The organism is Variovorax robiniae (genome assembly GCF_037889955.1).
Taxonomy (GTDB): domain Bacteria; phylum Pseudomonadota; class Gammaproteobacteria; order Burkholderiales; family Burkholderiaceae_C; genus Variovorax; species Variovorax robiniae.
In genome coordinates, this window is the sequence record NZ_JBBKZS010000021.1 from 1 (window position 1) to 22,899 (window position 22,899).

19 protein-coding genes are annotated in these 22,899 nt (G+C 66.3%); 13 read left to right on the forward strand and 6 right to left on the reverse strand.

What is annotated here, in order from left to right; genetic code table 11:
• A partial coding sequence (locus WKW79_RS30055; RefSeq protein ID WP_340338905.1) for an MBL fold metallo-hydrolase occupies window positions 1-1,029 on the reverse strand: 1,029 nt, incomplete at its 3' end.
• Between the two features lie 246 nt (window positions 1,030-1,275).
• Complete coding sequence (locus WKW79_RS30060; protein WP_340338906.1) at window positions 1,276-2,880, reverse strand: GMC family oxidoreductase; 1,605 nt, start codon at window positions 2,878-2,880, stop codon at window positions 1,276-1,278.
• Between the two features lie 146 nt (window positions 2,881-3,026).
• On the opposite strand from WKW79_RS30060, the gene WKW79_RS30065 reads away from it, so the two are divergent.
• Window positions 3,027-3,923: a LysR family transcriptional regulator gene (locus WKW79_RS30065; protein WP_340338907.1), complete on the forward strand. Its 897-nt coding sequence runs from the start codon at window positions 3,027-3,029 to the stop codon at window positions 3,921-3,923.
• Between the two features lie 12 nt (window positions 3,924-3,935).
• On the opposite strand, the gene WKW79_RS30070 is transcribed toward WKW79_RS30065, so the two are convergent.
• Entirely contained in the window at window positions 3,936-4,757 is an 822-nt protein-coding gene (locus tag WKW79_RS30070; protein ID WP_340338908.1) for an SDR family oxidoreductase, read from the reverse strand.
• Between the two features lie 299 nt (window positions 4,758-5,056).
• Here WKW79_RS30070 and WKW79_RS30075 point away from each other — a divergent pair, with 299 nt between their 5' ends.
• The 9 genes from WKW79_RS30075 (at window position 5,057) to vapC (ending at window position 16,085) form a co-directional block, all read left to right on the forward strand.
• A complete protein-coding gene (locus tag WKW79_RS30075; RefSeq protein ID WP_340338909.1) occupies window positions 5,057-6,445 on the forward strand; it encodes a DUF1329 domain-containing protein in 1,389 nt (462 codons plus the stop codon).
• An 18-nt stretch (window positions 6,446-6,463) separates the two neighbouring features.
• A complete protein-coding gene (locus WKW79_RS30080; protein ID WP_422823984.1) occupies window positions 6,464-8,113 on the forward strand; it encodes a DUF1302 domain-containing protein in 1,650 nt (549 codons plus the stop codon).
• 60 nt (window positions 8,114-8,173) lie between these two features.
• Window positions 8,174-10,561, forward strand: coding sequence for an efflux RND transporter permease subunit (locus WKW79_RS30085; RefSeq protein ID WP_340338910.1), 2,388 nt, complete (start codon window positions 8,174-8,176; stop codon window positions 10,559-10,561).
• A 14-nt stretch (window positions 10,562-10,575) separates the two neighbouring features.
• Window positions 10,576-11,571: a WD40/YVTN/BNR-like repeat-containing protein gene (locus WKW79_RS30090; RefSeq protein ID WP_340338911.1), complete on the forward strand. Its 996-nt coding sequence runs from the start codon at window positions 10,576-10,578 to the stop codon at window positions 11,569-11,571.
• A 34-nt stretch (window positions 11,572-11,605) separates the two neighbouring features.
• Window positions 11,606-12,907: an aspartate aminotransferase family protein gene (locus WKW79_RS30095; RefSeq protein ID WP_340338912.1), complete on the forward strand. Its 1,302-nt coding sequence runs from the start codon at window positions 11,606-11,608 to the stop codon at window positions 12,905-12,907.
• A 28-nt stretch (window positions 12,908-12,935) separates the two neighbouring features.
• Window positions 12,936-14,006 (forward strand): phosphotransferase enzyme family protein, encoded by a 1,071-nt coding sequence (locus tag WKW79_RS30100; RefSeq protein WP_340338998.1) that lies wholly within the window; start codon window positions 12,936-12,938, stop codon window positions 14,004-14,006.
• Window positions 14,003-15,355 carry an APC family permease gene (locus WKW79_RS30105; RefSeq protein WP_340338913.1) on the forward strand — a complete coding sequence of 451 codons (1,353 nt, stop codon included), beginning with the start codon at window positions 14,003-14,005 and terminating at the stop codon, window positions 15,353-15,355. The genes WKW79_RS30100 and WKW79_RS30105 overlap by 4 nt, the downstream gene beginning before the upstream one ends.
• A 116-nt stretch (window positions 15,356-15,471) precedes the next feature.
• A complete protein-coding gene (locus WKW79_RS30110) occupies window positions 15,472-15,675 on the forward strand; it encodes a type II toxin-antitoxin system VapB family antitoxin (protein WP_340338914.1) in 204 nt (67 codons plus the stop codon).
• Entirely contained in the window at window positions 15,672-16,085 is a 414-nt protein-coding gene (gene vapC / locus WKW79_RS30115; protein WP_340338915.1) for a type II toxin-antitoxin system VapC family toxin, read from the forward strand. Before WKW79_RS30110 ends, vapC begins: the two co-directional genes overlap by 4 nt.
• 41 nt (window positions 16,086-16,126) lie before the next feature.
• On the opposite strand, the gene WKW79_RS30120 is transcribed toward vapC, so the two are convergent.
• The 3 genes from WKW79_RS30120 to WKW79_RS30130 are packed head-to-tail and all read right to left on the reverse strand — an operon-like array spanning window position 16,127 to window position 19,656.
• Entirely contained in the window at window positions 16,127-17,329 is a 1,203-nt protein-coding gene (locus WKW79_RS30120; RefSeq protein WP_340338916.1) for an MFS transporter, read from the reverse strand.
• Between the two features lie 25 nt (window positions 17,330-17,354).
• Window positions 17,355-18,089 (reverse strand): metallophosphoesterase, encoded by a 735-nt coding sequence (locus WKW79_RS30125; RefSeq protein ID WP_340338917.1) that lies wholly within the window; start codon window positions 18,087-18,089, stop codon window positions 17,355-17,357.
• Between the two features lie 22 nt (window positions 18,090-18,111).
• The gene (locus WKW79_RS30130; protein ID WP_340338918.1) at window positions 18,112-19,656 is read right to left on the reverse strand and encodes a YifB family Mg chelatase-like AAA ATPase; all 1,545 of its coding nucleotides are present in this window, start codon (window positions 19,654-19,656) and stop codon (window positions 18,112-18,114) included.
• Window positions 19,657-19,879: 223 nt separating this feature from the next.
• Between WKW79_RS30130 and WKW79_RS30135 the strand changes: the two genes are divergently transcribed.
• From WKW79_RS30135 to amt, 3 genes are all read left to right on the forward strand, one after another.
• On the forward strand, window positions 19,880-20,767 hold the full coding sequence (locus WKW79_RS30135) for a TorF family putative porin (protein ID WP_340338919.1): 888 nt from the start codon (window positions 19,880-19,882) through the stop codon (window positions 20,765-20,767).
• 70 nt (window positions 20,768-20,837) lie between these two features.
• Window positions 20,838-21,176 carry a P-II family nitrogen regulator gene (glnK, locus tag WKW79_RS30140; RefSeq protein ID WP_213954512.1) on the forward strand — a complete coding sequence of 113 codons (339 nt, stop codon included), beginning with the start codon at window positions 20,838-20,840 and terminating at the stop codon, window positions 21,174-21,176.
• Between the two features lie 34 nt (window positions 21,177-21,210).
• Window positions 21,211-22,755, forward strand: coding sequence for an ammonium transporter (gene amt / locus WKW79_RS30145; RefSeq protein ID WP_340338920.1), 1,545 nt, complete (start codon window positions 21,211-21,213; stop codon window positions 22,753-22,755).
• Window positions 22,756-22,899 lie beyond the last annotated feature (144 nt).

Genomic DNA, 22,899 nt, shown 5'->3' on the forward strand with positions numbered 1-22,899 from the left:
GGGGTACATGTCGAGCATCGCATTGATGTACTTGCTCCACGAGAGCGCGTCGCGCACCTTGGCGCCGCGGATCGTGTAGAGGTTGTGCATGTTCTTGGTGATGACCTCGGACGCGCACAGGGCCTTCTTGTCGGGGAAGTAGAACATCATCTCCGAGGGCGCCTCGGAGTTCTGCGCCATCTGGAAGACGATGCGCACGCCGTCGATCGTGGCTTCCTGTCCCGTCTTCGTGATGAGGTCGGTCGGTGGCAGCATGCCGGTGCTGCCGAAGCTCAGCGCCTTGCCCAGGCCGGCACCCACCGCCTGTCGGTCGTTGGCATCCAGGCCCACGCCGAACTGGTAGGTCGCGCGGCGCGACATCGCATTGCCGGCCAGCACGTTCTCGGCGATGGCGTTGTCCATGAAGCCCTCCGGCGCATAGATCTTCACTTTGCCGGCCTTCACGTCGGCCTCGTCGACCACGCCGCGCACGCCGCCGAAGTGGTCGACGTGGCTGTGGGTGTAGATCACGGCGACCACCGGTTTGGTGCTGCCCAGCTTCTGCATCGAGAAGGCCAGCGTGGCCCGGGCCATCTCGGCGCTGAAGATCGGGTCGATCACGATCCAGCCGGTCTTGCCTTCGACCAGCGTCATGTTGGCCAGGTCCAGGCCGCGGATCTGGTAGATGCCATCGGTGACCTTGAACAGGCCGCTGTGGTTGTTGAGTTGTTCCTGGCGCCACAGGCTGGGGTTGACGGTGGCGGGTGCGGCGCCCTTCATGAAGGACGAGAAGCGGTCCTGGTCCCAGACGGCCTTGCCGCCGGCGTCTTTCACGATCGCATCGGGCAGGCGCGCGACCAGGCCGCGCGTGGCTTCCTCGTTGTCGGTCTTGTCGTCCATGGTCATGGCCTGGGCCGCGGCCTGGTTGGCGCGGACGGTGGCCGGCGTTGCGGGCTTGGGCGCGATGTCCTGCGGCGGCTGCGCGAAAGCTTGCGGTAGGACGGCCGATGCGATGAGGGAAGCGATGAGGGTTCGGTGAAGCGTCTTCATGGTGTGAGATTCCTGGCTGAATGGGTTCTCGACTCGGCAATCCATGACGCGTGGCCTTCTCCGCGTCACATGAATTCGAAGTCTGTTCGTGGGCACCCGCGGAACCGGCTTTGCCGGGCCGCTGGGTGCGCCCCCTTGAGGGCTGAGGGCCGCGGCTCCAAGCCTGCCTGCGCAGGCTTGGACGGCCCGCAAGAGCAGCCGCCTCTGGCGGCCGCCCATGGCGCCGAAGGCGCTTCGGGGGTGGGCTTAATTCAAGCGGATCATGTCGGCGGCCTTCTCGCCGATCATCACGGTGGGCGCGTTGGTGTTGCCGCCGCAGACGGTCGGCATGATCGAGGCGTCGGCGACGCGCAGGCCCTGGACGCCGCGCACGCGCAACTGCGCGTCGACGACCGCCATCGGGTCGCTGTCGGGGCCCATCTTGCAGGTGCCCACCGGGTGGTACTGGGTGTCGGCGCGGTTGCGGATGTCCTCTGCGATCGCGGCGGTGTCGTTGCGGTCGACCTTGTAGAGCATCTTGCCGCGGTACGGATCGAAGGGGCTGGCTTCCAGGATGTCCATCTGAAGCTGGACGCCTTTCACCAGCAGGTTCAGGTCGCGCTCGTCGTCGAGGAACTTCGGGTCGATCAACGGGGCGGCGCGCGGATCGGGGCTCGCCAGCTTCACGTGGCCGCGGCTGTGCGGACGCAACACTTCGATGTGGCACGAGTAGCCATGGCCCAGGTGCAGCTTGCGGCTGTGGTCGTCGACCACCGCGACCACGAAGACCATCTGCAGGTCCGGCACCTTGACATCGGGCGACGAGCGCACGAAGGCGCCCGACTCGGCGAAGTTGGTGGTGACGAGGCCGGTGCGCTTGTTCTTCCACTCCGGGATCGCCGCAGCCATGCGCATGCCCCCGCGTGCCGAGACGCCGAAAGTTTCATGCTTCGAGCTCGTGCGCCAGGTCTGCACATGGTCGATGTGGTCCTGCAGGTTCTCGCCGACGCCGGGCAGGTCGTGAATCACCGAGATGCCCATGCGTTGAAGTTCGGCGGCCGGGCCGACACCCGACAGCATCAGCAGTTGCGGCGAGCCGAAAGCGCCGGATGACAGGATGACTTCGCGGCGCGCGCGCACCCGTTTCTCGACGCCCCCGACCGTGTAGACGACACCGGTCGCGCGCTTCCCTTCGAACACGATGCGCGAAGTTAACGCGTTGGTGCGGACGCTGAGGTTTGCACGCGAGAGGTTCGGCGTGATGTAGCCCTTGGCCGCGCTATGGCGTTCGCCGTTCTTCTGCGTGACCTGGTACATGAAGGAGCCGAATTGCTCGGCACCGTTGTAGTCCGGGTTGTGGGTCACGCCCTTCATCGCAGCGGCGGCGAGGAAGGCCTTGTTGATCGCGCTCGGCCGGCGCAGCTCGGCCACGTTGAAGGGGCCGCCCTTGCCGTGATAGGGGTCGTCGCCATAGGTCTCGTTGTTTTCCGCGCGCTTGAAGTACGGCAGGACTTCTTCGTAGGACCAGCCCGGATTGCCGAGCGACGCCCAGTGGTCGTAGTCCCAGCGGTTGCCGCGCACGTAGAGCATGGCGTTGGTCGAACTCGAGCCGCCGAGCACCTTGCCGCGCGGCTGGTAGCCCTGGCGGCCGTTGAGTCCCCGCTGCGGCACGGTCTTGAAGGCCCAGTTGTTGTACGGGATGGGCAGCATGGCCACCACGCCGGCCGGTGCGTGGATGAACACGCTCTTGTCCCGGCCGCCGGCTTCCAGCAGGCACACGGTGGCCTTGGGATCTTCACTCAGGCGGGAGGCGACGACGCAGCCGCCCGAGCCTCCGCCGACCACGACGTAGTCGAATTCTTCAATGCTCATGGATGTCTCCGTTGATGGGCGCAGGGACGGAATTGCAGGGCGCCGCGGGTGAGAGAACTCAATTGTTCCCTTCGGAGACCATTGAGTCCAATGCATTGTTGAGCCAGAATCGATGAATGCACTGCATCGGTGCAAATGGAGATGCCATGGACCTTCGACGCTGGAACCACATCGTGACCTTGGCCGAGCGGCGCAACTTTGCGCGCGCTGCCGAGCAGGTGCACCTGACGCAGCCTGCGCTCACCCGGAGCATCCAGGCAGCGGAGGCCGAACTGGGCTTGCGCCTGTTCGACCGGGGCACGCAGGAAGTCGTGCCCACGCCCGCCGGTGAATTCGTCGTGGCACGTGCGCGGCAGCTCGTCTACAACAGTCGCTGCCTGGAGCGCGACGTGGACCTCTACCGCAGCCGCGCGCTCGGCGACACCGCCTTTGGTGCCGGACCCTTTCCGGTCGCGACTTTCATCCCGGGCTTGCTGGCGTCGGTGCGGCGCGAGTTCCCGGGCGTCAACATCCGCGTGGAGGTCAGCAACTGGAAGCTGCTGCTGGCGCGGCTGCGGGAGGAAGACATCGAGTTCTTCGTCGCCGACATCTCCGATCTGCCGGTGGATCCGAGTCTGGACGTGCGCCCGCTGCGCATGGAGCCAGGCAGCTTCTATGTGCGCGCAGGCCATCCGCTGGCAGGCCGGCGGTCCGCGAGTTTCAAACAGGTGTGGGTCCACGGGCTGTTGTCGATACGCCTGCCGCCGCGTGTACTGGCCCTGCTGGCCGCGAAGCTCGATTTCTCACCGCCGGAAGCGCTGAAGCTGGCGCTGGAATGCGACGACGTGGGCATCCTGAAGGCCATTGCACTGGCCAGCGATTCGGTGTTCCTCGGGCCGGATGTCGCCGTGGCGCAGGATGTTGCCGAGGGGCGCCTCGTGCCGTTGAAGGTCGACGGCCTGCCGCCGATGGGCGCGGAGATGGGCGTGGTCAGCCTCTGGGGGCGCACGCCTTCGCCGATGGCGGAACTGATCATCGGGCGCCTGCCGTCCGCCGTCGCCTGATTCAGCCGCAGGTCATGCAACGGCCGCGCGCGCCATCACCTCCAGGCTCTTGTAGAAGCCATCCAGCACGATCGGGCTCTCCGGCAAGGTCGAGCCGCCATCGACCACGATGGTCTGGCCCGTGATGTAAGAAGCCTCCTTCGAGGCCAGGAACAGCATCGCATGCGCGATGTCCTCCGGCACGCCGATCTTGCCGATCGGAATGCACGCGGCCATCTGCTTCAGCTCCTCGCCATCGCCCAGCGCCGACATGGCCGGCGTCATGATGTAGCCCGGCTCCACGCCGTTCACCGTGATGTTCTCGCGCGCGAATTCCAGCGCCGCGGTGCGGATCAAGCCGTTCATGCCCGACTTCGATGCCGCGTAGTGCGCGGTGCCAGGCATCGCCACGCGCGGGCCTGTTACCGAGGAGGTGAACAGCACGCGGCCGCCGCCTTGCTTGCGCAACTCGGGCAGGGCTTCCTGGATCAACCAGAAGGCCGCCTTGAGGTTGACCGCGAAGGTGCGTTCCAGGTCGTCGTCGCTGAGTTGCTCGATCGCAATGACCGGGTACACCGCCGCGTTGTGCACCACGATGTCGAGCCGCCCATAGGTCTGCGTGGCAACGGTCACCGCCCTGCGGATCTCCTCGCGCCGGCCAACGTCGGCCTGCACCAGCGTGGCCTCGCCGCCGGAAGCACTGATCGCATCCGTCACGGCCTGCCCGTTCTGCGCGGTGCGCGTGGCGATGACGACCTTGGCGCCGGCCGCCGCGAACACGCGCGCGATGCCTTCGCCAATGCCCTGGCCTGCGCCCGTGACCAGTGCGACCTTGCCCTTCAAATCTCCAACCATGGTGAGTTCCTTGACTGCGTGAGAGTGATTGAGTGAATCCACGAGGCACCGGTGCAACACACCTTCCGCCTCGGCGTCGAGCGTAGGCAGCGACAGCCGCGACGGCTGGCATTTGCGTGCACCGCATGCCGGACGAGCGTGCAACCCGCACGCATTCGCTTGCACGCGAATCCGGCACGTTGTGCACGCCAGTCCAAGCACCCGCGGAGCCGCAAACGTACCTTTGCCATGTCCGCTCCGGCGGCCCATGACCCGTCTGACCCCGAACGCTTGCGCACCACTCCAAGGAGGTTTCATTCATGAGATCCAAGACCGCCCCCACCGGCATCGCACTCGCGATTGCCACGGCCCTCTCGCTCTACGCCGCCACTTCACACGCCGCGCCTGACGCCGCCCGACTGGGTGCGGACCTCACCGCCACCGGCGCCGAGAAAGCCGCCAGCAAGGACGGCGCCATTCCCGCCTTCGCCGCCGCTCCCGTTGCCGAACCCGGCTGGTCGCAAGGCAAGAAGCGCGAGGACTTCTTCAAGTTCAAGGGCGACAAGCCGCAGTTTTCCATCGACGCATCCAACGTCGACAAGTACGCCGACAAGCTCTCGCCCGGCCAGGTCCAGCTCATCAAGCAGACCAAGGGCTACCGCATGGACGTGTACCCCACGCGCCGCACCTGCAGCGTGCCGGACTTCGTGCAGGAGAACACGAAGAAGAACATCGGCACCGCGAAGCTCGGCGATGACGGCTGGAGCCTCAAGGAAGCGGTGGTCCCCGGCGTTCCCTTCCCGATGCCCGAGAACGGCGCGCAGGCGATGTGGAACTACAAGATGAAGTACGCGGGCATCGGCTTCGAATGGCCGCTGAACTACGTGTCGCTGTCGCCGCGCAAGGGCTCGACCGACTGGATCCAGGCCGGTGCCACCGAGACCTATTACTTCCCCTGGGGCAAGAAGGGCTCGACCTTGCTGTCGACGCTGCCGCCAGTCGAGTACTACACCTACTTCGCCTATGAATCGCCGACCGCGCTCGCCGGCCAGGCCTTGTCGTACACCCTCTACACCGACAAGCCGAGCGAAGCCTTCTACTACTTCCCCGGCCAGCGCCGCGTGCGCCGCATGCCGACCTACGCCTATGACGCGCCGCAGGTCGGCTTCGAGAACCAGTACACGGTGGATGAGCCGCGCGTGTTCAACGGCACCATGGACCGCTTCGACTGGAAGCTGGTCGGCAAGAAGGAAATCTACGTCGGCTACAACGCCTACGGCATGTACGACCCGTCGGTGAAATTCGACCAGGTCGCGAAGCAGGACTTCATCGACCCGGCCAGCCGCCGCTACGAACTGCACCGCGTCTGGGTGGTCGAGGCTACGGTGAAGGCGGGCGTGCGCCACTCGGCGCCCAAGCGCACCTTCTACCTCGACGAGGACAGCTGGTCCGCGGTGGTCGCCGACGACTACGACGCACAGGGAAAGATCGCCAAGGTGCGCGAGTCCTTCGTGATCCCGGTCTACGAAACGGGCAGCTGCGACAACCCCGCCTTCGTCCAATACAACCTGCCCGAGGGTCGCTACCTGTTCGACCAGACACCACTGGCGGCCGGCAAGGACCTGCGCTGGGTCGTCGAGTCGAAGGAGCCGAAGTTCAAGGAGAGCTTCTACACCTCCGAGAACCTGCGCGCGATCAGCGAGCGTTGAGCGTCCGGCGACACACGAATGAACAACACCATGCGCCATAGCTTCGTCCCCTCCTGCATTGCCGCGGCCTGCGCCTTCTTCGCCATGGCCGGCGCCCACGCCCTCACCTTTGAAACCGAAAGCCTCAAGGGCAGCTTCGACTCCACCGTGAGCCTCGGCTCTGGCGTGCGCCTGAAGGACCCGAGCACCACGCTCATCAACGCCGGCAACACCGGCGGCCCGCCGGGCGAGCTGTCGCCGCTGTCGGGCATGGGCGACCAGGGCAACCTGAACTACGGCAAGGGCGATGCCTTCACCACCTACCTCAAGGGCAGTCATGAACTCGTGCTGAAGATGCCCGAGGACATCACCGTCATGGGCCGCTTCAGCTGGCTGCGGGACTTCACGTCCACGCACACCACCGGCTTCATCAGCTCCGCCCCGCCGATCGACCAGCCCGACGGCCTGGCGCCGGACGCGCGCAGCGACCTGCGCTTCAAGGCCCGCCTGCTCGACTTGTGGGTGAGCAAGAGCTTCTCCATCGGCGACCAGACGGCCCGCGTGCGCGTGGGCAACCAGGTGATCAACTGGGGCGAGAGCCTCTTTCTACCGGGCGGTATCAACGCCACCAACGCGATGGACATCATGCGGCTGTCGCAGCCCGGCACGCAGCTGAAGGAAGCGGTGCTGCCCGCGCCGATGATCAGCGTCGCCTCCGGCCTGGGCAAGGGCTTCGCGGCCGAGGCCTATGTGCAGACCGACTGGAACAAGAGCTACTTCCCGCCGAGCGGCAGCTACTGGTCCGTCACCAACGGCCTGGGCAAGGGCGCCAACAGCTATGGTATCCAGGACGCCAATCCCAAGCAGACCGGGCAGGGCGGCGTCGCGCTGCGCTACCAGCCGGACGGCACTGCGCTCAACCTCGGCCTGTACGCGATGACGTACACCGACAAGACGCCCAACCTGGCGCTGACCGAGTTCGGCCCGCGTTGGACGTACCTCGAGGACCGCAAGATGTTCGGCATCAGCGCGAACATGCCGCTGGGCGATTGGGCCATCGGCACCGAGCTCTCGTACCGGCCGAAGGATGCGGTGTTCATCTCGCCCAACGTCTCCGGCTGCGCCAGCCAGGGCGGCAACTGCTGGGTCGACCAGAAGCGCTTCCAGTGGGCCTTGACCGGCATCCTGAGCCTGACGCCATCGAATGCCGAGCCGGTGCTCAAGTTCCTCGGCGCACAGACCGCGACGCTGATGGCCGAGGCTGTCGTCATCGGCTATCCGAAGCTCAAGCCGACCTATGGCGGCGACCCCGTGGCCGCGGGCGGCTGGGGCTGGGGCAACGAGTACGCGGTCAATGCCGCGACCAATGCGCAGTACCCGGTCGGCAGCAAGTACTCCAGCGGCTTCAACTTCGACTTCAGCTGGACCTACGACGGCAACCTGATCCCGGGTTGGCAGGTGGTGCCGGAGATCTACTACTTCCAGGCGCTGAGCGGCCGCACGCCCAACCTGTCGGCCAACTTCATGAAGGGCGCGAAGTCGGTCAACCTGACCGTGACCTTCATCAAGAACCCGGCGACCTGGCAGTTCGGCGTGAACTACGCGAAGTTCTGGGGCGGTGACTCGGTGTTCGACCAGCCGCTGCGTGACCGCGATTTCATCGGGGTTTACGCCTCGCGCAATTTTTAAGGCTCCCTGCCGGGTGAAGGGGCCGCGTGTCCCTCGCCCGGCCTTACCGGGTTTCACGCCGTGTCCTCCCATACCCTTGCCCCGTCCTACGCGCAGCGCCTGCTGGCGCGGCTCGAAACCTTCTTCTTCACGCGGCGCAAGCCGCTGCTCATCGCCCTCGCGCTGCTCACCGTGGTGATGGGCGGCCTCGCGCTGCAACTGCGCATGGACGCCGGCTTCGAGAAGCAGATGCCGATCGGCCACGAGTACATCCGCACCTTCCAGCAATACCGCAACGACGTGCTGGGCGCGAACCGCCTCAACATCGTCGTGAAGGCGCGCCACGGCAGCATCTGGACGCCGGCCGGCCTCAAGCGCCTCTATGACGTGACGGAGGCGGTCAAGTTCCTGCCGAGCGTCGAGCGCCTCGGCGTGCAGTCGCTGTGGACGCCCAACAGTTTCGTCAACGAGATCACCGAGGAAGGCTTCCGCGCCGACCCGCTGATCGACGGCACGATCACGCCCGAGCAACTCACGCCCGAGCGCATCGCCGCCATCCGCCAGGCCACGGCGCAGGGCGGCTTCGTCGGCTCGCTGGTCTCGCGCGACCAGACCAGCGCGATGGTCACCGGCGAACTCACCGAGTTCGACAAGGACGGCAAGAAGCTCGACTACGTCGCCTACAACCGCATCCTGGAAAAGGACATCCGCGACAAGTTCGAGGACGCCGACTTCGAGATCCAGATCATCGGCTTCGCCAAGCAGATCGGCGACATCGCCGACGGCGCCTCGGCCGTGATCGAGTTCTGCGCGCTGGCGCTGCTGCTAACCGCCGGCGCGGTGTACTGGTACAGCCATTCGGTGCGGTTCACCTTGCTGCCGATCGTCTGTTCGCTGACCTCGCTGGTGTGGCAGTTTGGCGCATTGCGGCTATTAGGCTTCGGGCTGGATCCGCTGGCGGTGCTGGTGCCCTTCCTGGTGTTCGCGATCGGCGTGTCGCATGGCGTGCAGCAGATCAATTTCATCGTGCGCGAGATCTCGCACGGCAAGAGTTGCCATGACGCCTGCCGCGCGAGCTTCACGGGCTTGTTGATCCCGGGCACGCTGGCATTGGTGACGGCCTTCGTCTCCTTCGTCACGCTGCTCCTGATCCCCATTCCGATGGTGCGCGAACTGGCCATCACGGCCTCGCTGGGTGTCGGCTTCAAGATCATCACCAACCTGGTGATGCTGCCGGTGGCCGCGTCGTACTTCGACGTGCCCAAGTCCTACGCGGACCGCGCGATGGTGCAGCGCGAGGCGCGTGCCCGCTGGCTGCGCGTGCTCGTGCGAGTGGCCGAGCCGCGCAATGCCGCGATCACGCTGGCGGTGGTGGGCGCGATCTTCGCGACCGCCGTCTGGCAGAGCAGCGACCGCGTGGTCGGCACGCTGCAACCGGGCGCGCCGGAGCTGCGGCCCGAGGCCCGCTTCAACCGCGATGCGGTGGCCATCTCCACCAACTACGACACCGGCCTCGACTGGCTCACCGTGGTCTTCGAGGCCGCGCCCGACAGTTGCAGCAACATCGACATCGGCCTGTACCAGGACCGCTTCGCCTGGGCGCTGCAGCCGGTGGAAGGCGTGCTCTCGGTGTCCTCCTTCTCGCAGCAGCTTCGCCTCTACAACGAGGGCTACAACGAAGGCAATCCGAAGATGAGCGTGGTGCCGACCGACTCCGGCAACTACGCCGCGCTGGCCGCCGAGATCTCGCGCATCCGCGGCACCATGCGCAAGGACTGCAGCATGACCGCGGTGCACCTGTTCCTCACCGACCACAAGGCCGCGACCATCCAGCGCGTGGTGGATGCGGTGAAGAAGTTCCGCGACACGCATCCGCAACCGGGCGTGACCATCCGCCTCGCATCGGGCAACGCCGGTGTCCTTGCTGCAGTCGATGAGGAAGTCGAGCACAGCGAACTGCCGATGATGCTGTACGTCTACGCGGCCATCGTGATCCTGGTGTTCGCCGTGTACCGCGACTTCCGCGCCGTGCTGGCCTGCTGCCTGCCGCTCACCGTCGGCACCTTCATCGGCTACTGGTTCATGAAGGAACTGCAGATCGGCCTGACCGTGGCGACGTTGCCGGTGATGGTGCTGGCGGTCGGCATCGGCGTGGACTATGCGTTCTACATCTACAACCGCCTGCAACTGCACCTGAGCAAGGGCCAGCCCATCGTCAAGGCGGTGGAGCACGCGATGCTGGAAGTCGGCACCGCAACCATCTTCACCGCCATCACGCTGGCGGTCGGCGTGGCGACCTGGTCCTTCTCCGACCTCAAGTTCCAGGCCGACATGGGCAAGCTGCTGGCCTTCATGTTCATGGTCAACATGATCATGGCGATGACGGCGTTGCCGGCCTTCGCGGTGTGGCTGGAGCGGCTGTTCCCGCGCAAGGTGCCGATGCGTGCGCCGGGCTTGCTGAGTCACTGAGAGGGAGCAGGAACATGAACAACGCACTCCTCTCGCGCACCTTTCGAGCTTCGCTCGTGGCCTTCTGCTACGGCCTTGCGAGTCTTTCAGCTTCCGCGCAGGCGCCAGTGGACGGCGCGCCGTCCGCGCTCGTGCCGGCGCAGCGCGTGGCGCATGCGCTGAAGGCCGAGATGCTGGCCATCGCGAGCGCCGGTCCGCGATTCGTCGCGGTGGGCGACCACGGCGTGGTGCTGCTCAGCGATGACGCGGGCAAGGCATGGCGGCAGGCGAAGTCGGTGCCAGTCGACGTCAAGCTCAACGGCACCAGCTTCGTCGACGACAAGCAGGGCTGGGCCGTCGGCCATCGTGGCGCGATCCTGCACACGCAGGACGGCGGCGAGACCTGGGTCGTGCAACGCATGGCCGCGCAGGAAGACCGACCGCTCTTTGCCGTTCACTTCTTCGACGCCAGCCATGGCGTGGCTGTCGGCCTGTGGTCGCTGGTGCTCGTGACCGAGGACGGTGGCAAGAGCTGGAAGGAGCAGAAGCTCGCGCCGCCCCCCGACGGCAAGACGGCCGACCTGAACCTGCTGAGCCTGTTCGCGGACGCCAAGGGCCGCCTGCTCGCGACCGCGGAGAAGGGCATGATGCTGCTCTCCGAGGACCAGGGCCATGCATGGCGCTACCTGGAGACGGGCTACAAGGGCTCGTTCTGGACCGGCGTGGCCACGGACGGTGCGTGGGTCGTGGCCGGCCTGCGCGGCTCGCTCTACCGCAGCGCTGACGACGGCGCGCACTGGGACCGCATCGACACCGGCAGCACCTCCTCGATCACCGGCCTGGCCACGCGCGGCAAGAACGTGCTGGCCGTGGGCCTCGACGGCCTCGTGCTGCAAAGCAACGATGGCGGTTCGCACTTCAAGCCCGAGATACGCGAAGACCGGCTCAGCCTCACCGCCGCCGCGCTGCTGCCCGATGGCAAGGCACTCCTCCTGTCGCGCAACGGCCCGGTCGAATCCGCGGCCCGCTGAACACACAACACACACATCCGAAGAAGGACATCGCATGTCATCAACGTCTATCGACCTCCTCCAGCGCCGCTTCGACATCCTCGGCAAGCGCGCACCGCTGTTCTACGAAAAGCCGCTGCACATCGTGCGCGGCGAAGGCGTCTGGCTGCACGACGCCGACGGCAAGAAGTACCTCGACGCCTACAACAACGTCGCGCACGTGGGCCACTGCCACCCGCGCGTGGTCGATGCCATCTGCGCCCAGGCCCGCACGCTCAACACCAGCACGCGCTACCTGCACGAGACCATCGTGCGCTACGCCGAGCGCCTGGCCGCGACGTTCACGCAGGACGACATGATGGTGATGTTCTGCTGCAGCGGCAGCGAGGCCAACGAACTCGCGCTGCGCATGGTGCGCGAATTGAGCGGCGGCACCGGCGTCATCTCGACGGCCAATTCGTACCATGGCAACACGGCCGCGGTCTCGCAGATCAGCAGCATCCTCAGCACGCCCGACCAGCGCGGCCCCGACGTGCGCATGATCCCGGTCATCGATCCGTACCGGGATCGCGGCGCGAAAGACGACGCCACGCTCGTCGACGGCTACTGCGCCGAGGTCGACAAGGCCATTGCCAGCTTCGCAGACGGCGGCCGCAAGTTCGCCGGCATGATCCTCTGCACCGGCCTCTCCTCCGAAGGCCTGCCGACCCAACCGGCGGGCTACATGCGCCGCGTCGCCGAGCAGGTGCGTGCGGCGGGCGGCTACTTCATCGCCGACGAGGTGCAGGGGGGCTTCGGCCGCTTCGGCAGCCACTTCTGGGGCCACCAGGTGCAGGGCGTGGTGCCCGACATCGTGACGCTGGGCAAGCCCATGGGCAACGGCCATCCGATGGCCGCGGTGATCGCGCGCCGCCACATCGTCGAGCGCTTCACCGAGCTGAACCCGATGTACTTCAACACCTTCGCGGGGAACCCGGTGTCGTGCGCCGCGGGCATGGCCGTGATGGACGTGCTGGAGGACGAGGACCTCGTCGCCAATGCGAAGACGACCGGCGACTATGTGATCGCGCAACTGCACGAACTCGCGCAGCGTCATGAGCTGATCGGCGACGTGCGCGGGCGCGGCCTCTTCTTCGCGGTGGAGCTGGTGCAGGACCGCGAGGCCAAGACCCCGGCCACCGATGCCGCCAAGGAAATCATCAACGCGATGAGCCGCGCCGGCGTGCTCATCAGCCGCATCGGGCCTTTCGACAACATCCTGAAGATCCGCCCGCCGATGCCTTTCACCCGCGGCAACGCGGACCAGCTCATCGAGACGCTCGACGGCGTGATGGCCTCGCTGCGCGTCGCCGCGTAAGCCACGGAGCCCGCCCGCCGTGACCGACATGCTGCAAACGCCACCCGACGAACATGCCTTCCGCCAGATCGCCCTGTCGGCCCTGATCCACTGGGACCTGCAGCCGACCGGCATCAGCCTCCTCAAGGTGCGCGAGAACGCGGTGTTCCGCGTTGACTGCGAAGGAGGCCGCAAGGTGGTCCTGCGCGTGCACCGCCAGGGCTACCACGCCGACGCCGCGCTGCGCTCGGAGTCCGAATGGATGGCCGCGCTGGACCGCGATGGCCTGCAGGTGCCGCGCATCATCCCCTCGCGCCATGGCCGGCCCTTCGAGGTCATCAGCGCCACCACCGGTTCCATCGGCCACCAGGTCGACATCATCGACTGGATCGATGGCCGGCAGCTCGGCTCGGTGGAGGCGGGCGTGAGCGGCGGCGACGAAGAGATCGCGCGCAAGTACCGCATCGTGGGCGAAACCATGGCGCGCATGCACAACCAGTCGAGCGGCTGGCAGCCGGCCGAAGGCTTCGTGCGGCACAGCTGGTGCGAGGAAGGGCTGGCCGGCCTGCGCCCGCTGTGGGGACGCTTCTGGGAACTCGAAGCGCTGTCGACCTCGCAGCGCAGCCTGCTCGGCTCCGCACGCATGGCGATCCGCGAGGACCTGCTCGCCATCGGCAAATCCGCGCAGGTCTACGGCCTCATCCATGCCGACCTGGTGCCGGAGAACTTCCTGGTCGAAGGTGATGACGTCCGCGTGATCGACTTCGACGATGCGGGCTTCGGCTGGCACCTGTTCGACGTCGCGACCTCGCTCTACTTCCTGAAGGCCGAGCCGTACTACGACGTGGCACAGGCCGCGCTCGTCGAAGGCTACCGGCGGCATCGCGCGTTGAGCGACCAGGCGCTGGCGCAGTTGCCGATGTTCCTCGCGGCGCGCAGCACCACCTACCTGGGCTGGGTGCACGAACGCAAGGGCACGGCCACGGCGAACGAGCTGACGCCGATGCTCATCGAGCTGGCCTGCGGCGTGGTCGAGGACTACCTGGCGCAGCGCGCGCGCCGACCGGTTGTTCCGGCTGCTTCATCTGCAACGCAAAGTCCTTCCCTGGAGCCCACATGAGCCATCAAGACGGCAAGCTGCGACCGGTCCTGCGTTTCTCCGACCTGCTGATCTACGGCATGACCTATATGGTGCCGGTGGCGCCGTGGGTCATCTTCGGCTTCCTGCACGTCACCTCGGGCGGCACACCTGCACTGGCCTACCTGCTCGGCATGGGCTGCATGGTCTTTACCGCGGCGAGCTACGCGACCATGGTGGAAAGGGTGCCGCGCGCGGGCTCGGTGTATGCCTATGCGCGCGTCGCGCTCGGGCCCTTCGCGGGCTTCCTGGCCGGCTGGCTGATGCTGCTGGACTACATCCTGTTCCCGGCGCTGACCTGCGTGTTCGCGGCGATCGGGCTCAACAGCCAGATCCCGGCGATTCCGCGCGAGGCCTGGGTGGTCGGCCTGGTGCTCGTGACCCTGGCGGTCAACTGGTTCGGCATCGGCGTGAGCGCGCGCATCAGCGCGGTGCTGTTCTGGGCCTCGGTGGCGGCGGTCGGCGCCTTCGTCATCGCGGCGGTCATCGCGCTCAGCGGCGGCAAGGGCGCGGGCCACGTGAGCACGCTGTCGCTGTGGCCCGCGCACATCGTGTGGCAGTCGCTGCTGCCAGGCGTGGCGCTGGGCGTGATGTCATACCTGGGCTTCGACGGGATCTCGACGCTGAGCGAAGAGGTGCGCCCCGAGCATCGGCACCTGATCGGCCGCGCCATCATGCTGAGCCTGTTGCTGACCGGCGTGCTGTTCGTGGTGCAGGCCTCGCTGCTGAGCGACCTGATGGTCGGCTTTACAGTGGGCGACCCGGCCTCGCTGGCCTACGACGTGGCCAATGCCACGCTCGGTCCGACGCTCGGCGGCGTGATGACCTGGACCGTGGTGGTCGCAGCCATCGTCGCGATGGTGCCGATCTGCGCCGGCGTGGCGCGGCTCATGTATGCGATGGGGCTCGACGGGCAACTGCCGCGCGTGCTGGGCCGCGTGCATGCGAAGCACGGCACGCCGCATGTGGCGATGCTGGTGACGGCGGTGATCGCATTGGTCGTGGCGCTGGTCGGCGTGGACCATGCGGATGAGCTGTCGACCATGATCAACTTCGGCGCGCTCGGCGGCTTCCTGCTGCTGCATCTGTCGGTGCTGCGCTACTTCGGGAAGCGCGAGAAGACGGTGCGCTTCGTGCGGCACCGGCTGTTGCCGGGCATCGGGCTGCTGGTCAGCGTGGGGTTGTTGCTGAGCCTGAGCCCGCTGGCGTTGGCAGTGGGTGCGGGATGGTTGGTGGCGGGGTTGCTGTTGTGGGCGGTGGTGCTGCGCGGGCGGCCGGCTTCGGAGGGGTTGCCGGTGGATGAAGGGATGGACTCGCGCGTTGGCGTGTAACCGGGCGGTGCTGCAGAACAGCACTCAGCAGATTGCGGCTGCGAAAGGCCCGTATTGCCTTGACCGCGTTGCCATAACAAAATCCCATGTGTAGACTGAACTTGAAGGAGTCACACATGGCTACCAACCTTGCCCTGGATCAGGAACTTCTGGACCGTGCATTTCTGCTCAGTGGAGAAGTCACGAAGAAGGCCGCCGTCACGCGCGCGCTTCAGGAGTTCATCGCCCGTCGCGAGCAGAAGCGTGTTGCCGATCTCTTTGGCAAGCTCGATTGGGATTCTTCCTTCGACTACAAGGCTGAGCGATCGCGCAAGTCATGAGCTTGCTCGTGGACACAAGCGTCTGGTCACTCGCATTGCGCAGGGATGGCGATCTCCAGACACCGCAAGTCATAACCCTGCGCAACGCACTTCTCGGAGCTGACCAGGTGTTCAGCACCGGGCTCGTATTGCAGGAACTCTTGCAGGGCTTCGCCGGCCCGAAGGCGCGCGACAGCATCATCGAGCGTTTCTCTGCCTTGGCCTTCATCGAGCCGGACCGTCAGGACCACATCGAAGCTGCGGAGGTCCGCAATACTTGCCGCCGCCATGGCGTTCAGATCGGCACCATTGACGCCTTGCTCATTCAGCTGAGTCGCAGGCACGATCTTCGGATTCTGTCGACCGACAAGGACTTTCAGTCTGCGTCGAGGCATGTGGAGTTCGGCCTCTGGAATGCCAGCGATGGCTGACAAGTCCTCCCCAATGTGAGGATCGCGAACAAGCGGGCAGATCATCCCACCTGCGCCCGCTGCGCCCCCATCAGTGCCAGCACTGCGACAACGCTCGCGACCAGCAGCACCCACAGCCCCGCCGTGTAGCCGTTCGCCGGTGTCCACAGCAAGCCCAGCATCAGCGGCGCGACGGCGCGTGCCATCGCCATCGGCAGGCCGAGCGCGCCATTCAGCGTGGCCACATGCTCGCGGCTCACATACTGCGCAATCGCGGTCCCCTTGACGATCGTCAGCATGCCGTTGCCCATGCCGTACAACGCGACGAACAGCAGCGCCGCGCCCGCATGCCCGCTGCCGGCGAGCAGCGCGATCAAGCCCAGCGGGATCAGGCAGGGAATCAACCGGTTCGCCAGGTGCAGGTCGAAGCGATGCTCGAAGAAGTACAGCAGCGCCCGGCCGAAGACCTGCACGATGCCGATGCTGGCCGGCACCGCGATGGCCCACGTCTCCGGCAGGCCGCTGCCGCGCAGCAGACTCACCATGTGCGGCGGCAACGCGGCCGTGACGGCCATCAGCAGCACCGAAAACACGCCGATCAGCAGGAAGGGCTTGCTGCGCAGGTAGTGGGACGCAGGCAGCGCAGTCGTTGACGACGCCGCGCCGGCCTCGCGCAACGCAGACGCCCGCGGTGCGCCACGCAGGACCACGGCATGCAAGGGCACGCAGAGGAACAGATGGATCGCCGCCAGCACCCACAGCGCATGCCGCCAGCCGATCGCGCCGACGAGCCAGGCGATCAACGGAATGAATACCGTGCTGGCCAGTCCGCCGAGGAAGGTGAGGGTGATGATCGCGCGCCGGAACCCCAGTGGAAAGCGACGCGTCACGATCGCGAAGGCCGGCGCGTAGAGCGTCGCCGCGAGCGCCCCGCCCAGCACGATCCACACCGCGTAGAAGCTCGCCATGTCTTGCACGAAACTGTGGGCGATGAGCCCGAGCCCCATCACCAGCGAGCCGCCCGTCATCACCGCGCGCTCATGTCCCGCGTCGATCCAGCGCCCCACCGGCCAGGCCATCAAGCCTTCGGCCAGCAGGCCCAGGCTGAAGGCCAGCGACGATTGCGCGCGGCTCAGGCCCAGCGACAGCTCGACCGGCTCCATCAGCAGCGCGAAGGCGTAGAAGACGCTGCCCCAGGTGATGAGCTGGCCGACCGACAACCAGCCCACCAGGCGGGCGTCGTAGGTGGGCTGCTCGGCGGACATGCGCGAGTCGCCGGATTGCAGGGGGCTACCGGTTCCGCCGGACATTGGCACGCTCACGCAAGGGTCCGGGACCGGTGAAGGCCTTCAGCTCTCCCAGCTCCAGAAAGGTGAAGCGCCCCGAGGGATGCCAGCCGCCGGTGTCGATGAAATGAACGTTGCCCAAGGTCTCCATCGCGGGAATTGTCATGTGCCCGTGCACGACCGCACGGATGTTCCGGACGACGCCCCGGTAGCGCCGTCGATGGCGCTCGATCGACCAGAGGCACTGGCTGGCAAAGCTGTCCATGTTGTCGAGGGTCCGCCAGTCGATGATGGCCAGATCGCGCCAATCGTCCGATGGAAAGTCGGCGTGAACCATGCCGACCCAGCCCCCGGCCGTTTCCACTTCGAAGGCCATCGGCAACGCGCGCAGGCGTTCGCCAATGCGCCGCTGCTCGCCCAACGGCAGGTCGTACAACCATTCGCCACCGTGCGCGGCATGGTCCACCGCTTTGAAAGGCAGACCGAGCGCGCTGCGCCACGCCATGAAGTCGTGATTGCCGCAGATCGCGTGGAACCAGGGCAAGTCGAGCCAGGCCAAGACCTGCGCCGACTCGGGGCCGCGGTCGACCAGGTCGCCCACGGAGAAGAGCCGGTCCGTGCTGCTGTCGAAGCCGATGGCGGCCAGCGCGGCTTGCAGGGCGCCGAATGCGCCGTGGATGTCGCCGACGGCAAAGTCCCGCCCCAGCGTGTTCCTCACGAACCGTGCGATGGCGGTCATGGTCTATCTTTTTGTTCGTGATTCATCCGGCACCGCTCAGCGCCCGCCGGTACTGCACCGCCTCCGCCACGTGCGCGGCCTGCACGTTCGCGGCGCCGGCCAGGTCCGCGATGGTGCGCGCGACCTTGAGCGCCCGGTGCGTCGAGCGCGCGCTCCAGCCCAGCTTGGTAGCCGCGGTCTGCATGAAGCGCATGCCGGCGTCGTCAAGCCCCGCATGCACGTCGATCTGCGCGCCGCGCAGCGCCTGGTTGGGCACGCCTTGCCGCGCTACCGCAAGTTCGCGCGCGGTGGCGGCGCGGTCGCGGATGCCAGCGCTCGCTTCCCCTTGGGGTGCCGTCAGCAGTTCCTGCGCGGAAACGGCCGGCACTTCGATGTGCAGGTCGATGCGGTCCAGCAGGGGGCCGCTGAGCTTGCCCTGGTAGCGCGAAATCTGGTCCGGCGTGCAGCGGCAGGCTTTCAGCGGGGAGCCCGAGAAGCCGCAAGGGCAGGGGTTCATTGCGGCGATGAGTTGGAATCGCGCCGGGAATTCGGAGCGCCGGGCGGCCCGGGCGATCGTGATGGTGCCGGTCTCCAGCGGCTCGCGCAGGGCTTCCAAGGCGGCCCTCTGAAACTCCGGAAACTCGTCCAAAAACAAGATGCCATGATGTGCGAGCGAGATCTCGCCTGGTCGAGGGGGCGAACCCCCTCCGACCAGCGCCACCGCACTGGCGGAGTGATGTGGCGAACAGGTAGGCCGCACGCCCCATCGGTCGACCGTGAAGCGCCCGCCCAGGCTCGACACCGCCGCACTCTCCAGCGCCTCGTTCACCGACATCGCCGGCAGCAATCCGGCAAAACGCTGGGCCAGCATCGACTTGCCCGAGCCCGGCGGCCCGACCATCAACAGGCTGTGTCCGCCCGCCGCAGCGATCTCCAGCGCCCGCTTGGCGCCGGCCTGCCCCTTGACGTCGGACAGGTCGGGATAGCCATGAATGTGAGCGCCGGCTTCAGCAACAACGCGCACCCAGCTGTCTTCACCCGGTTCAATCGGCAGCGGTTCATCCGCCCCAGCCGGCAGAAAGCGCCGCGCCACATCGAGCAAATGCCGCGCCCCATACACCTCCGAGCCCGGCACCAACGCCGCCTCCTGCGCGCTCTCGGCCGGCAACACCAGCCGCGTCGCAATCCCTCGGCTGTGCAACGCCAGCGCCATCGCCAGCGCCCCGCGCACCGGCCGCAGATGCCCCGACAAGGACAACTCGCCCGCAAACTCATGTCCCGCCAGCTTCGCCGGATCGACCTGCCCGCTGGCCGCCAGGATGCCCAGCGCGATCGGCAGATCGAAGCGCCCGGAGTCCTTCGGCAAGTCCGCGGGGGCTAGATTCACGACGATTTTTTTGTTGTTGGGGAATTCCAGCCCCGCGTTCTGGATGGCCGAGCGCACCCGCTCGCGCGCCTCCTTCACCTCCACATCCGCCAGCCCGACCAGCGTGAAACTGGGCAAACCATTGGCCAGATGCACCTCGACCGTGACGCTGGCCGCTTCCAGGCCCAGCAAAGCACGGCTTTGCACCAAAGACAGACTCATTTCCACTCCCTCACCAAATCAGTGCATCCACCTCCGTGGTGCACTCTTGTTTTCTTTTCCATTCATCACGCCATCGAGAAACCCTGAAATGACGATTTGACGCGTCATTTGTGAGTGTTTGTGAATGACCCATCCGGGTTATCCAGCACCCTCCGACACACTTTGGCACGCTCCCTGCTTTGACAGGTTTCCACCCCTTTCAAATACACGTAGGAGTTCCTCGATGATGCACCGTAACACTGCCTCGGCTTTGGTTGCACTGGCCACAACGCTCGCAACGTCGGGCGCCGCTTTCGCCCAGAGCACGCCTGCGGCAGATCCGGCTGCTGCACCCGCCCCGGCGCCTGTCGTCTCGCCGCTCACGGCCAACGTCTCGTTCACCACCAACTACAAGTTCCGTGGCCAGGACCAGGACATGATCGGCAAGGGCTTCACCGACCCGGTCAAGACCAGCTGGTTCAAGCCCGCCATCCAGGGCGGCTTCGACTACGCGCACGAAAGCGGCTTCTACGTCGGCAACTGGAACTCCAGCGTCAACTGGCTGCCGGGCAACAGCATCGAGAGCGACTTCTACGGCGGCTACAAGTTCAAGGCCGGCCCGGTCGACCTCGACTTCGGTGTGCTGCAGTACTACTACTCGGGCAATACGGCCGGCAACACGACCGAAATCTACGGTGCCGCCACCTGGGCCGACGAAGCCATCGGTTCCTTCACCGCCAAGTACTCGCACACCGTGTCGAAGGACTATTTCAACTACGCCGGCAACAAGGGCGGCTCGGGCCTGAAGGGCCAGAACACGGGCTACCTGAACCTGTCGTACAGCAAGACCGTGCTGACCAGCCTCACGCTGAAGGCGGCCGTCGGCTACACCTTCATGTCCTCGGACATCCGCAGCCTGGGCTACAAGAACTACCTGGACTACAACGTCGGCGCGAGCTGGGACTTCGGCGGCGGCCTGTCGTTGGCCGGCTCGATCCAGGGCGCCAACGAGCAAAGCGCCTATGCCGTGGCCAACAACCCCGGCATCGACTTCGGCTTCGGCCCGATCGGCGCGTCGACCTATTCGCCGAACAAGGCCCGCTTCATCGCGACGCTGACCAAGACGTTCTAAGAAAAACGAAAGCAGGCCCGACCCTTGCTGGGGTCTGGCCATCCACATTTTCCTGAGGAGTAGCAGAACCATGAAGCTGGTCACAGCCATCATCAAACCCTTCAAGCTCGACGAGGTGCGCGAAGCGCTCTCGACCATCGGCGTGCAGGGCATCACCGTGACGGAAGTCAAGGGCTTTGGCCGGCAGAAGGGCCACACCGAGTTGTACCGCGGCGCGGAGTACGTGGTGGACTTCCTCCCCAAGGTCAAGATCGAGGCCGCCGTCGCCGACGACCTGGTCGAGCGCGTCATCGAAGCCGTCGAGGGCGCGGCCCGCACCGGCAAGATCGGCGACGGCAAGATTTTCGTGTACGACCTCGAGCAGGTCGTGCGTATCCGCACCGGCGAAACCGGTCGCGAAGCCCTCTGATTTCACGCGCATCACGGCACGAAAGAGCACCCCAATGAAAAAGTTCCTCCTCTCCCTCGCGCTGGGCGTGGGCATATTGACCGCCAGCGTTTCAGGCTTTGCCCAGGCACCGGCCGCGCCAGCCGCCGAAGCCACGGCGCCCGCTGCCGCTGCGGCCCCCGCAGCCGCCGCGCCCGCAGCCGCTGCACCTGCCGCAGCAGCCCCCGCTGCCGCCGCACCGGCCGACGCCGCTGCAGCACCGGCTGCCGCACCCAGCTTCAACAAGGGCGACACCGCCTGGATGATGGTCTCCACTTTGCTGGTCATCATGATGACCATCCCCGGCCTGGCCCTGTTCTACGGCGGCCTGGTCCGCAGCAAGAACATGCTGTCGATCCTGATGCAGGTGATGGTCACCTTCTCGCTGATCGTGGTGCTGTGGATGATCTACGGCTACAGCCTCGCGTTCACCGAAGGCAACTCCTTCATCGGCGGGTTCGACCGGCTCTTCATGAAGGGGGTCTTCGATCCTGCCACCGGTGTCTTCGCACCGGGTGCGACCTTCAGCAAGGGCGTCTACATCCCCGAGCTGCTGTTCGCCGCCTTCCAGGCCACCTTCGCCGGCATCACCTGCACGCTGATCGTGGGCGCCTTCGCGGAGCGCGCCAAGTTCTCGGCCGTGCTGCTGTTCATGGTGCTCTGGTTCACCTTCGCCTACACGCCGATCGCGCACATGGTCTGGTTCTGGATGGGCCCGGACGCCTACACCAGCGCCGCCGTGGTCGACGAGCTGAATGCCAAGGCCGGCCTGATCTGGCAATGGGGCGCGCTGGACTTCGCCGGCGGCACCGTGGTGCACATCAACGCGGCCGTTGCTGGCCTGGTCGGTGCCTACCTGATCGGCAAGCGCGTGGGCTACGGCAAGGAAGCCTTCACGCCGCACTCGCTGACGCTGACCATGGTCGGTGCCTCGCTGCTGTGGGTGGGCTGGTTCGGTTTCAACGCCGGTTCGGCCCTCGAAGCCGGCACCAGCGCGGTGCTCGCCTTCATGAACACCTTCTCCGCCACCGCCGCCGCCGTGCTCGCATGGTCCATCGGTGAAGCGCTGTTGAAGGGCAAGGCCTCGATGCTGGGTGCCGCTTCCGGCGCCGTCGCCGGCCTGGTGGCGATCACGCCGGCCGCCGGCAACGTCGGCCTGATGGGTGCGATCGTGATCGGCTTCGTCGCCGGCTTCGCCTGCCTCTGGGGCGTGCATGGCCTGAAGAAGCTGCTGAAGGCGGACGACTCGCTCGACGTGTTCGGCGTGCATGGCGTGGGCGGTATCGTCGGCGCGCTGCTGACCGGCGTGTTCAACACGCAGTCGCTCGGCGGCCCCGGCTATGTCGGCGACTGGGTCACGGCCACCGTGGTGGCCGGCGAGATCGGCCCGCAGGTGCTGACCCAGCTCAAGGCGGTGGTGCTGACCATCGTGTGGTCGGGTGTGGTGGCGTTCATCGCCTACAAGATCGCCGACCTGACGATCGGCCTGCGTGTGACGGAAGAAGAAGAGCGCGAAGGCCTCGACATCACGTCGCACGGCGAGACGGCTTACAACAGGTAAGTCCTGGGCAGGGCGGCAGGGTGTGCCGCCTTGCCAACCGCCTGCTGTGAGCGAGCCTGCGGGGCCGCACAACCGGTTCCGCTGTATCCCACGAATGAGCATCAAGCCACCGCAACGGGGTGGCTTTTTGCTTTTCGGCGATGT